This window comes from bacterium, assembly GCA_016716565.1.
GTDB lineage: Bacteria > Bacteroidota > Ignavibacteria > Ignavibacteriales > Ignavibacteriaceae > IGN2.
On the sequence record JADJWC010000004.1, the window covers coordinates 1 to 11,947 of the forward strand.

13 protein-coding genes and 1 pseudogene are annotated in these 11,947 nt (G+C 38.0%); all 14 read left to right on the forward strand.

What is annotated here, in order from left to right:
- Positions 1–713, forward strand: a 713-nt coding sequence (locus tag IPM14_15310; GenBank protein MBK9099449.1) for a multicopper oxidase domain-containing protein, incomplete at its 5' end; no start/stop codon positions are given.
- A 12-nt stretch (positions 714–725) separates the two neighbouring features.
- Complete coding sequence (locus tag IPM14_15315) at positions 726–1,424, forward strand: hypothetical protein (protein ID MBK9099450.1); 699 nt, start codon at positions 726–728, stop codon at positions 1,422–1,424.
- A gap of 124 nt (positions 1,425–1,548) precedes the next feature.
- Positions 1,549–2,590, forward strand: a pseudogene (locus IPM14_15320) (type II glyceraldehyde-3-phosphate dehydrogenase).
- Between the two features lie 190 nt (positions 2,591–2,780).
- A complete protein-coding gene (locus tag IPM14_15325) occupies positions 2,781–5,225 on the forward strand; it encodes a copper-translocating P-type ATPase (protein ID MBK9099451.1) in 2,445 nt (814 codons plus the stop codon).
- Between the two features lie 38 nt (positions 5,226–5,263).
- On the forward strand, positions 5,264–6,217 hold the full coding sequence (locus tag IPM14_15330) for an EamA family transporter (protein MBK9099452.1): 954 nt from the start codon (positions 5,264–5,266) through the stop codon (positions 6,215–6,217).
- A 295-nt stretch (positions 6,218–6,512) separates the two neighbouring features.
- Complete coding sequence (locus IPM14_15335) at positions 6,513–6,692, forward strand: YHS domain-containing protein (protein MBK9099453.1); 180 nt, start codon at positions 6,513–6,515, stop codon at positions 6,690–6,692.
- An 18-nt stretch (positions 6,693–6,710) separates the two neighbouring features.
- Positions 6,711–7,868: an NAD(P)/FAD-dependent oxidoreductase gene (locus tag IPM14_15340; protein ID MBK9099454.1), complete on the forward strand. Its 1,158-nt coding sequence runs from the start codon at positions 6,711–6,713 to the stop codon at positions 7,866–7,868.
- A gap of 20 nt (positions 7,869–7,888) precedes the next feature.
- Complete coding sequence (locus IPM14_15345) at positions 7,889–8,341, forward strand: Rieske 2Fe-2S domain-containing protein (protein ID MBK9099455.1); 453 nt, start codon at positions 7,889–7,891, stop codon at positions 8,339–8,341.
- A gap of 47 nt (positions 8,342–8,388) precedes the next feature.
- Complete coding sequence (locus tag IPM14_15350; protein MBK9099456.1) at positions 8,389–8,586, forward strand: DUF2933 domain-containing protein; 198 nt, start codon at positions 8,389–8,391, stop codon at positions 8,584–8,586.
- A 239-nt stretch (positions 8,587–8,825) separates the two neighbouring features.
- The gene (locus tag IPM14_15355; GenBank protein MBK9099457.1) at positions 8,826–9,089 is read left to right on the forward strand and encodes a hypothetical protein; all 264 of its coding nucleotides are present in this window, start codon (positions 8,826–8,828) and stop codon (positions 9,087–9,089) included.
- A gap of 38 nt (positions 9,090–9,127) precedes the next feature.
- Positions 9,128–10,477 carry a site-2 protease family protein gene (locus tag IPM14_15360; GenBank protein ID MBK9099458.1) on the forward strand — a complete coding sequence of 450 codons (1,350 nt, stop codon included), beginning with the start codon at positions 9,128–9,130 and terminating at the stop codon, positions 10,475–10,477.
- Between the two features lie 139 nt (positions 10,478–10,616).
- Positions 10,617–10,790, forward strand: a complete 174-nt coding sequence (locus tag IPM14_15365; GenBank protein ID MBK9099459.1) for a YHS domain-containing protein — start codon at positions 10,617–10,619, stop codon at positions 10,788–10,790.
- Between the two features lie 62 nt (positions 10,791–10,852).
- Positions 10,853–11,518, forward strand: coding sequence for an isoprenylcysteine carboxylmethyltransferase family protein (locus tag IPM14_15370; protein MBK9099460.1), 666 nt, complete (start codon positions 10,853–10,855; stop codon positions 11,516–11,518).
- Positions 11,519–11,558: 40 nt separating this feature from the next.
- Positions 11,559–11,945 carry a DUF302 domain-containing protein gene (locus IPM14_15375; GenBank protein ID MBK9099461.1) on the forward strand — a complete coding sequence of 129 codons (387 nt, stop codon included), beginning with the start codon at positions 11,559–11,561 and terminating at the stop codon, positions 11,943–11,945.
- The last annotated feature ends 2 nt before the right edge of the window (positions 11,946–11,947 follow it).

The window sequence follows — 11,947 nt, forward strand, 5'->3', positions numbered from 1 at the left end:
TAGAATTTGCTGCTTCAGAACCCGGCGGAGACTGGTTTTTTCATTGCCATATTCTTTACCACATGATGTCTGGGATGGGCAGGGTTTTCAGCTACGAAAATTCTCCTCCAAATCCAGATCTGCCAGATCCTGTAAATGCCATTCAAAAGCTTTATGATGATGACCGTGAATTTCATCTTATGGGTCGTGCAGGTGTGGAAAGCAACGGAAGTGATGGAGAAGCCATGTATTCCAATACCCGCTGGAAATTGCAAACTATTTGGCATTTGGGTTATCACGATGAACATGGCTACGAGAGTGAAACATTTATCGGGCGTTATCTCGATCGTATGCAGTGGTGGTTTCCTTATGTCGGCTTTGATTATCATTTTAAAAGAGAAGGCGGACCAAAAAATATTTTTGGCAACGAAGATAAAAATATGTTTGGTCAGAAAAGTAATAAGAATAATCGTAAAGCTGCTGTAGCTGGTATTGCATATACATTACCTATGCTATTTATTGCTGATGCAAGAATTGATAGTGATGGAAAGTTCCGTTTTCAATTAAGCAGAGAAGATGTGGCAGTAACCAGCCGCTTACGTTTTAATTTAATGATAAATACAGATAAAGAATACATGGCGGGTTTCCGGTACATTCTCACAAAATATTTTTCAGTCTCTACACATTACGACAGTGATATGGGCGCCGGAATAGGAATAACTTTGACTTATTAGAGAGAAATTATAATGCAATATGTTTGGTTAATATGGTCTTTAGTCACATTACTGGTTTGGTTAATTCTATATTTATTAAGACCTTCTTCCAGATTTGAAATGATGTCCATTAGTCTTGCTACAATGTTATTAGGATTAACAGAACCTTTGTTTGTTCCCGAATATTGGAATCCTCCATCACTTTTTGATTTGGCGCAGCAAACAGGATTCGATATCGAAAGCTTAATCTTTACATTTGCCATCGGGGGAACAGGTTCTGTGTTATATAGGTTTATCTATAAAAAAAATGTTACCAAAATGGATATTGCCGAAATGGGACACAGCCGCCACAAATACCATATTTATATTCTCACTTCACCAATTCCGATTTTTCTTGTGCTTGCTGTATTTACTAATCTAAACCACATATATTGTGGAATAATTGCAATGTTTGCCGGCGCATTGTTAACATTGTACTGCAGACCCGATTTGAAATGGAAAATATGGATAGGCGGATTATTATTCTTGATCTATTATTTTGTTTTCTTCCTAACATTATTAGCTCTCTTTCCAGATTACGTAATTCACGTATGGAATTTAAAAGTATTAACCGGAATTCTTATCCTCGGTATCCCGATTGAAGAACTGCTTTTTGCTTTTTCATTCGGAATGCTTTGGTCAAGCTTGTATGAACATATTTTATGGTTTAAAATAATTTCAACAAAATACTGAATGAGCGGAGGTGTAAAATGTTGAATGAAGTGACTGCCCCGATTATATTGGGGAAATCACGTAATAGTTTTGATGCTCAATTTTTGAATAAATTGTAAAAAAATAATCATAAGGAGAAGTAACTATGTCAAACAAAAAAATAAAAGCAGCCGTTAATGGTTATGGTGTTATTGGCAAACGCGTTGCCGATGCAATAAGGCTTCAGCCGGATATGGAACTGATTGGCGTTGCGGATGTTGTTAGCGATTACCGTGTAAAAGCAGCGGCAGTAATAGGTCTGCCGGTTTATTCATCGCTTGCAGAAAAAACAAATGAACTGAAGCAAGCAGGTATTTCTGTAGCAGGTTCACTTGATGATTTGATTAAGCAGATTGATGTAATAGTAGATTACTCCAAAAGGAATCGGTGCTAAAAACCTTGAGCGATATAAAAAAGCAGGTGTAAAAGCAATTTATCAAGGAGGCGAAAAGCATAGTCTTACCGGACATTCTTTTGTTGCACAAGCTAATTATGAAACCGCACTCGGGCTTAATGCAACAAGAGTAGTTTCTTGCAATACCACAAGCACTGTTCGTACTCTTATTGCTTTACGTGATGCCGGTTTACTTAAAAAAGCACGCGGAGTTTTAATCAGGCGGGCTACGGATCCGTGGGAATCTGACCATAGCGGAATTATGAATACTGTTGTTCCGGAAGCTCATATCCCCAGCCATCAGGGACCTGATGCACAAACTGTTGTTCCGGATTTAGACGTTATAACATTAGCAGCAAAAGGCGCACATACACAAACTCATAATCATTATTGGGTTGTTGAATTAAGCCGTGAAGCAAGCCGCGACGAAGTGCTGGCTGCATTCAAAGCTGCACCGCGCATCGCCTTCATTAGAATGAAAGATGGAATTGTCGCTCTTAACAGCACAATCGAATTAATGAAAGATATAGGACGCCCACGCGGCGATATGTGGGAAGTTGCTTTATGGGAAGATGTATTAACAGTAAAAGGAAATGAAGCTTACTATACTTACCAGGTTTATAACGAGGCAATTGTTGTTCCAGAAACTATTGATGCTATACGCGCGCTTTCAGGCGCTGTAAAAGACGGCAAAGAATCTATAATGATTACCGATGAAGCAATGGGAATGAGAAAAGATTTTCTAAAGGTATAATTTTATTACAGTGTTCTGTCACTCAAATAATTTTACAACTTTGGAATTCATTTGTAGATGTAAGTTACACAGAGTTACACAGAGGAGACACAGAGTATTTAATTTTTTATTCTCTGTGTGACTAAAATTATTTAAAGAAGCTTTAGTGGCAGAACAATAGCACGACTATCAAACAAAAGGAGTCTCTCAAATGAAAGAAGTTATTTTATGTGTACACGGAATGATGTGCATTGGCGAAGAGCGCGGTATTGAGAAACAACTGAAAAAACATTCCGGTATTCACTACGTTGAAGCAAATTATTTGAACTGCACTGCCACAGTTCATTATGATGATTCAATAATCTCACTTGCTGAAATTAAAAAGCTTGTAGGTGAATGCGGTTACCATTGTACCGGCGAATCTATGCACGAAAATATGTGCAAGCCAGGAGATCCTCCAGGCTCGAAGCATACGGATCATCATCAGCACAAAATGGATGAGCATAAAGAACACGGAAATATTTCTGAAAAAATGGATGCTCACGCCGGTGATAAAATGGAAGAACACGATAAACACGCAGGGCACGAAATGGGAGGAGATACATCCGCTATGGCGCACGAAATGGGACACGGAGGGGGAATGAGCATGGAAGGGATGGTAAAAGATATGCAGAAACGATTCTGGGTCTCTTTCATTTTAGCAATACCGGTGTTTCTTTATTCACCTCTTTTTACAGACTATTTCGATATTCAATTGCCCTCACCGTTTGGGATGTCTAATGAATTTTTATCTTTTCTTTTAGCTACACCCGCGGTTTTATATGGAGGATGGGTATTTTATACAGGAGCCTGGCGGGGCTTGAAAAACGGCATCCTTAATATGGCTGTGCTTGTTTCGCTCTCAGTTCTTGCCGGATATTTATTCAGTGTTGCGGCTACTTTTTTCTTTGAGGCAGAAGTGTTTTACGAAGCTGCAGCTTTATTACTTGTGTTTGTATTGTTCGGGCATTGGATGGAAATGCGTGCACGTTCGGGAGCTTCAAATGCAATACAAGCATTAATGAACCTCGCTCCTCCTAAAGCCGTTGTAATCCGGAATGGTGAGCAGTTTGAAGTATCTACCTCTGAAGTGGTTGTTGATGATATTGTTCTCATACGCCCGGGTAATAAAATACCGGTAGATGGGATGATAATAGAAGGTGAATCCAGCGTTGATGAATCAATGATTACCGGCGAAAGTCTTCCGGTGAAAAAAGAAACCGGCTTAAAGGTAATTGGCGCAACTATAAATAAAACCGGCACTTTTAAATTCAAGGCAACAAAAGTCGGTGCCGATACTGCACTTTCACAAATTGTTAAATTGGTTCAGGCAGCACAAAACTCTAAAGCACCTTCGCAGCGTTTAGCAGATAAAGCGTCTCAATGGTTAGTTCTCGCAGCCATAGTTTTTGGTTTGGCAACTTTCTTTGGCTGGTATTTGTTTGGCATTTCCGCCGCTCCGGCTGGTTCAAACATTGTAATTTGGGCGCTTACACTTGCAATTACAGTTGTTGTTATTGCTTGCCCGGATGCACTTGGGTTAGCAACGCCTACTGCAATAATGGTTGCAACAGGTCTGGGCGCTCAGAATGGAATGCTTTATAAAAATGCTGCTGCACTCGAGCAGGCAGCTAAGCTTCAAGCTGTTATTTTTGATAAAACAGGAACTCTTACAGAAGGTAAACCGCAGGTTGTAGAAATAAAAACTGCAAAGAATGAATTAAGTGAAAATGAATTTCTAAAGCTTGTTGCCTCAGCCGAACAATCGTCAGAACATCCATTAGCGCAGGCAGTTGTTGATAAAGCAAAAGCAAAGCAGCTTTCTCTTTCGCCAACAACCGGTTTTAATGCAATTCCAGGGCACGGAATGAAATCTATTGTTGACGGAAAAACTCTGCTGGTAGGAAATAAAAAGTTGATGAAGGATAACAAAATTTCTTTGGACGGTTTTGAAGAAACTGCCGGTTCTCTTGAAGGTGCAGGCAGAACAGTTATCTATGCTTCAATTGATGGAAACTTTGCAGGCTTAATTGCCATTGCAGATGCGGTTCGTTCTAATGCAAAGTATGCAGTAGAAAAATTAACAGATATGGGAGTACAGGTTGCGATGCTAACCGGAGATAACCGTGCAACCGCAGAACGAATTGCAGGCGAACTTGGAATTAAGACTGTCTTTGCCGAAGTGCTGCCGGGGCAAAAAGCTGATAAGGTTAAAGAGCTGCAATCGCAGGGAAAACTTGTAGCAATGGTTGGAGACGGCATTAACGATGCACCGGCTCTTGCCCAAGCTGATGTGGGCATTGCTATTGGAGCCGGAAGCGATGTTGCAATGGAAACTGCTGACGTAGTGCTGATGAAATCCGATCCGTTTGATGTAATTGGAGCTATAACATTAAGCCGCGCTACATTGCGTAAAATGCACCAGAATCTTTGGTGGGCTGCCGGTTATAATACTATTGCATTCCCTATTGCGGCAGGATTGCTTTATCCTTCAATAGGATTGGTGCTGCGTCCCGAAGCGGCGGCTGTTGCTATGTCCGGCTCTTCATTAATTGTTGCAGTAAATGCACTCCTGTTAAAAAGAGTAAAGCTTGCTGGTATAAAAATATCTCAATGAATAAAACACAGCAACAAGATGACTCAGTGAAATTATAAATGGATAAAAATCAGGTTCAATCACGTCACGTTCAATCAGGATTTTTTAGTGAGAGCAGGAAAATTTCACCTTACGTTGTTTTCAGTCTGATGCTGATGTATACATTAGTTGCCTCGGTATGTTATACTGCAATTAAAGCAGGGCTGGAATATTCTCCCGCAATTCGCTTTGCCGGCTTGCGTACTCTTATTGGAGGCATTTCACTTATTATACTACTATTAGTTTTACGGAAACCAATTCTTCCGCGCCGTGACCTGGTTAAATGGATTATACCAATCGGCATTTTATCAACCAGTATTACTTTCGGTTTTATGTTTACAAGCCCCGAATTTACAGGAGCCGGAATTGCTACGGTTCTTGGCAACACGTCGCCTCTTATTATTATTGTATTAGCCGCATTATTTCTTAATGAGAAAATAACTATTGTTAAAATAACATCTCTTATTTTAGGAATAACAGGTATCATCTTCATTTTTGCCGATGCGTTTACCAGCGAAAACACTGGTGCATTCTTTGGGGCAATACTCGCAACGGGAACATCAGCCGGGATTGCAGTTACTGCTGTATTATTAAAATGGCTTAAACCGGGGAGTGATCTTATATCATTTACAGGATGGCAGTTAATTGCAGGAGGTTTATTGCTGCTGGCAGGTTCATTTTTTTTCGAACCGGTCGGCACTGAAATCTGGTCGGGATTCTTTATTGGTCTGGTGATATTTTTAGGTGTAATTGGAACAGCGTTTACGGAGATCAGTTGGTTCTGGCTGCTGCAAAAATATGATGCCGGCAAATTATCTTTATATCTGTTTTTAACCCCCGTATTTGGACTGCTTATTGCGTTTGCTGCCTTTGGAGAGACTTTACAACCGCTTGAGGTTGTTGGAATTATAATAGTTATATCAGCATTAGGTTTGACTCTCTTCAATGAATATAAATTAAAGCGTTCAGTATAACATTAAGGTAATCATTCTGAAAAATGAATTTGATAGATAAGCTGCTAGGCATTGAAAAAAATATTTATGATACTTATTTAGTATTTGGTACTGCCATGGCTTACTTAGAAATAGATTACTTCTACATTTAAAGTATTTAAAGATTTTTAAAATTTCTAAAAAAATAATAATTAAAAGTGTCCCCAATTTTAGCAAAATCAAACTTTTTCCTCTGGCTTGCATTTTGGCTATTAATAAAAAAATCCAAATGCTAATCATTAATACAATTATTCACCTAAACTGAAAGGAATACATTATGATACATGACCCTGTTTGTGGAATGGAAATAAAAGATGTTTCCAAAGCAGAAAAATTAGATTACCAGGGTAAAACCTATTACTTCTGCAGTGCACTCTGTATGGTTCAATTCCAGAGCAATCCTGAAAAGTATATTAAAAAAGATAATGGGGATGAGCACAAGCATCATCACCATTAAATAAGTGAATTTTGAGATATGTTGAAGCAAAAATCTATATCAGTAATTGGTGCTGGCCCGGCTGGTTTAACAGCAGCAATTTCTCTGGCTAAAAATGGTTACGATGTCAATTTATTAGAACAGAACAATGATGTAGGATTAAGATTTAACGGTGATTTTCAGGGGCTAGAGAATTGGTCTGATGACGAAGATACGTTGAAAATATTACGCCGGATCGGTATCGAAATTAATTTCCTGTGTCATCCATATTCCGGTGAAGATGGATTTTTTTACGGACCAAATCTTCAAAAGACACAGGTGAAGACTTCACGTCCGCTTTTCTATTTAATTGAAAGAGGTTCTAATGAAAATTCACTTGACCAGGGATTAAGAAGGCAAGCCGAAGAAGCTGGAGTTAATATTCTTTGGGGCAGGAAATTAGACTCAGTAGATGGTCAAGCTGCAATAGTTGGCACCGGACCAAAAGCTGCAGACGCAATTGCAAAAGGAATGGTGTTTAAAACATCACTACAAAATATGTTTATCGGATTTGTAAATAATAAGATTGCACCAAAAGCCTATGCTTACCTATTAGTAAACAACGGGAAAGCAACATTTGCAACCTGTATGTTTGAGGATTTTAAAAATGAAAAACTATACTATGAAAGAGCGCTTAGAGTATTAAAATCTGTTATAGATATTGATGTTATTGAGCCGAAAGAGTTTGGCGGATTCGTTAATTTCTTTAATCAGCCGGTTACAACAAAGGATAATAAAATTCTTTACGTTGGTGAGAATGCCGGATTCCAGGACGCTCTTTGGGGATTTGGAATTAAGTACGCAATGCTTTCCGGTTATCTTGCTGCAAGAAGTATAATTCAGAATAAATCCTACAGTGAACTTTGCAAGGCATATCTTTATCCAAAACTTCAAACGTCGCTTGCAAACAGATGGCTGTTCGCTCACTTGTACAACAAAGGATATTCATTGTTACTTAAAAAAATGGAAGCGATAGATGATGTAATTCCGGCTTTAAGAAAACATTATAATACTTCGTTAAGTAAAAGATTAATTTATCCGGTTGCAAGGAGATGGTATAAAACAAGATTAATAGATAAGCAGTGTATGCACGAACACTGCGATTGCGTTTGGTGTAGACATGGTAAACTGGCACACGCATCAACAGAAGTCTGTTAGTTAGAATCGGAGATCATACAATGGGAAAAAATGTTAATAAGAGTACTAGATCAAGAAGAAATTTTCTCAAATTCTTTCTTGGCGGAAGCTTTACAGCATTTGCTTTTTCTGTTATTTATCCGGTCGTTAAGTTTTTAATTCCACCGAAATCTACTGAGCCAATACCATCATCGGTTATTGCAGGTACAGTAGGCGAACTAAAACCAAACAGTGGAAAAATTTTTCGTTTCGGTAATAAACCCGGAATTCTTATAAATACACCTCAGGGAGAGTTAAGAGCGTTCACTGCAATATGTACTCACTTAGAATGCACTGTACAATATCGGGATGATTTCCAGCATATTTGGTGTGCTTGCCACAATGGACACTATAATTTAAATGGAATTAATATCGCAGGACCACCGCCAAGACCATTAACTCAGTACAATGTAAGTTTAAAAGGAGATCAGATTTTTGTATCAAAGGTGAGTTAGAAAAGACAATAATGGATTTCAGTTAGTTGGATAAAGGAGATAATAAAATGTCTGAAACATTAATATATATAATCATATTTGCAGCGATTATGTTTTTTATGCATAGAGGGCACGGCGCCCACGGCAGTGGTATGGGTGGCTGCGGCGGGCATTCACACGGGCAGCATAAAGGGCACGGACAGAAGGAAGGTGAATCTTCACATAGCAAGGAAAAAAGAAAAAATGAACATCAGCATCATCATTAAAGATGGAAAATGGAAGATGTTTGATGGAAAATGGAAATGTGTGAAATTATTTATACATCTGTAATTCAATGTCCTTTTTGTGGATTTGAGAAGAAAGAAATGATGCCAACAGATGCTTGTCAGTTTTTTTATGAATGCAAGAAGTGCAAAAAAATTATTAGACCTAAAGAAGGTGACTGCTGTGTGTTCTGTTCGTATGGTTCGGTTAAATGTCCAGGTAAACAAGTAGAGGAAGGCAATTGAAAGAAAAAACTATGGTATTAATTATCAGCTTTTCATTCGGATTGATCTGGAGTGTCATTTACCTGGTTTTTTCATTAATGCATAGAATGACTGAAATGTTTAATGAAAATTTCATCTTTCTGATAGCAAATATTTTTAATATTAAAATAACTTCAACTTTTTCAGGATTTGTGTACTCATTTATAGACGGTGCTTTAATAGGAGGGGGTCTGGTAGTATTATTCTTAAAACTAAAAAAACGTTTTATTGATGAAAGATGATTCATAAAGTTTAAAACCATACTTAGGAGTGAAAGAATATGAAAGGACATAAAAATTTTCAGCATACGATTTTAATGCTTCTTTTCTGCTTGCTGCCGCTGTTTGTGTTTTTCATTTTAGCAATAAACGGCGTTGAACTAAACCCTCTTCTCTTTTTCTTATTCATTGCAATTTGCTGTCTTGCAATGTTTTATTTTATGAGACAGACGCATCCGGAGCCGGATTCAGAAATGTCTGCACATACAGAAATTCAAAATGAAGAGGAAAAAATAAAAAGTGTTATCCCAATGCCGGAAAATCTTGGTGATGTTTTTCATACAAATCACGTTGAAAGAATTGATGACACGATAATCTTTGAAGGAAATTTATTAATAGAGCCGGATGCAGCTTATCAAAAATTAAAAGAAGAATCTGATAAAAAAAATATTTCAACATTATTGCAGGAGGATGATTCCGGGAGAACTTTAATTATTGTTTCAGGAAAGAAGCAGTCAGTAAAAGCTGACAGACCTTCCAGACCTACAGTCAATTTAATTCTGTTTATACTTACATTTATAACAACAACTTATGCCGGAGCGCTTCACCAGGGAATAAATCTTTTACAAGAACCGGATAAGTTAAATGTTGGTTTACCTTATGCAATTGCTTTGATGGTAATTTTAGGTGCACACGAACTTGGTCATTTCTTTACAGCAAAGTATCACAAAATGAATGTTACGCTTCCATATTTTATCCCGGTTCCTTTTGCCTTGGGAACGTTCGGCGCTTTCATACGTTTGAAATCTCCTTCAGAAAATCGTAAAGCTTTATTTGACGTTGGTGTTGCCGGTCCTCTTGCCGGATTAGTTTTTGCAATTCCGGCGTTGCTAATCGGACTGCAAAGTTCAAAGATAATTCCTATGTCGAATGAAAATGCAATGATGGGCGGCTCTGATGTTGGTTCTTCAATTTTGCTTGCACTGCTTGCAAAAATTTCTATCGGTAAAGATTTAATAAGTGGGCACACATTTCAATTTAGTCCTTTAGCATTTGCAGGCTGGCTTGGACTTTTTGTAACTGCACTTAACTTACTTCCAATCGGACAATTAGACGGCGGGCATATTGCTCACGCTTTATTTGGAAGAAAAAATGCAAACACAATCGGAACAGTTGCATTGTTCTCGCTCTTCTTGCTTGGTTTATTTGTTTGGAGCGGATTACTAACGTGGGCAATTATAGTTTTCTTCTTAGCAGGAATTAAAAGTGCTCCACCATTAAATGATGTTACAAAGCTTGATAGCAAAAGAGTTGCTATTGGCTTAATTGCTTTCGTCATTTTATTTTTGATTTTAACACCCGTGCCGCATTCATTTTATCAAACGCTGGGAATAAATTGCCCTTATGCGTAGAAGCAGTGTGAAAATTATGATAGAAGTCTTTGCACAATTAGTTACTCTTAAACTTAACCTAAATTCGTGTGAGTAACGTGGTGAAGCTTTAAAAAAGACGACTTAATTAACTTATCACTAACAAAAAACGAGGTGTAAGATGGTACACGACCCTGTTTGTGGAATGGAAATAAAAGATGTTTTCAAAGCAGAAAAATTAGATTACCAGGGTAAAACCTATTACTTCTGCAGTAATGACTGCAAGAGTAAATTCCAGCAAAGCCCTGAGAAGTATGTTAAGAAAGATGACGAACATATGGGGCATCATCATTAATAAAAGAGAGATAGCGGTATAAATCAGTGTATCAATTATATAACGATGAAAGGAATTAAAAAATGGAAAGAGGTATAGAACATTCAGGTGCGTGGGCGCTTGCACTTATTTTTATTGTTATTGCATCCTGGTTATTGTACCGCTATCTCGCTCCTAAAACGTGGAGGGAGTGGGCTGGTGCAGGATTGATACAAGCGTTCATAATTGCATTGTATGCAGAGATGTACGGCTTCCCGCTTACAATTTATCTGCTTGTAAGGTTTTTTGGATTAGACCGCACTTATCTTAATGCAAATCTTTGGTCCACTCTTCTCGGAGTTGGTGAAACTGGTATGATGATCTCTATGATAGCCGGTTATATTTTACTCTTTGTGGGCTTTGGTATTTTTCTTCAGGGATGGCGGCAGCTATACCGTGCTCATAAGGAAAACCGGCTTGCAACCGATGGATTATACAGCTTAGTCCGGCATCCACAATATACTGGTTTGTTTCTCGGGCTTTTCGGTGAAGGTGTTGTTCATTGGCCAACATTATTCTCAGTAGGATTATTCCCAATCATTGTATTTGCATACTACCGTCTTGCACGTAAAGAAGAGCAGAAAACAATTGAGAAGTTCGGAGAAGCATATCTCGAATACAAGCGGAATGTGCCAATGTTTATTCCGGTAAAAGGCAAACGGCAACAGCTTTTTGAGCGTTCCGCCGTTACTTCGGATGATTCAAAGTAAATCTGGTTTTTCTTTTATATATAAAAATTAAGGAACTAAAATGAGTTATTACTATACAAAAATTATAACGACCGGTTTTGACGCTGCAATTCAAAAAGTTACTGATGAACTGAAGAAAGAAGGATTCGGTATCCTAACTGAAATTGATGTTAGAGCAACTTTAAAGAAGAAGCTGGATGTTGATTTCAAGAATTATAAAATTCTTGGTGCTTGTAATCCACCGTATGCTTATAAAGCATTGCAGGCGGAAGATAAAATAGGTACTATGCTTCCTTGCAATGTAATTGTAATTGAACAATCCGAAAATCAGATAGAAGTGGCGGCAGTTGACCCGGTTGCCTCTATTCAGGCAATTGAAAATAAATCTTTAGGTGAAATTGCTTCAGAGATTCAATCAAAATTAAAAAAAGTAATTGACAGCTTATAAAT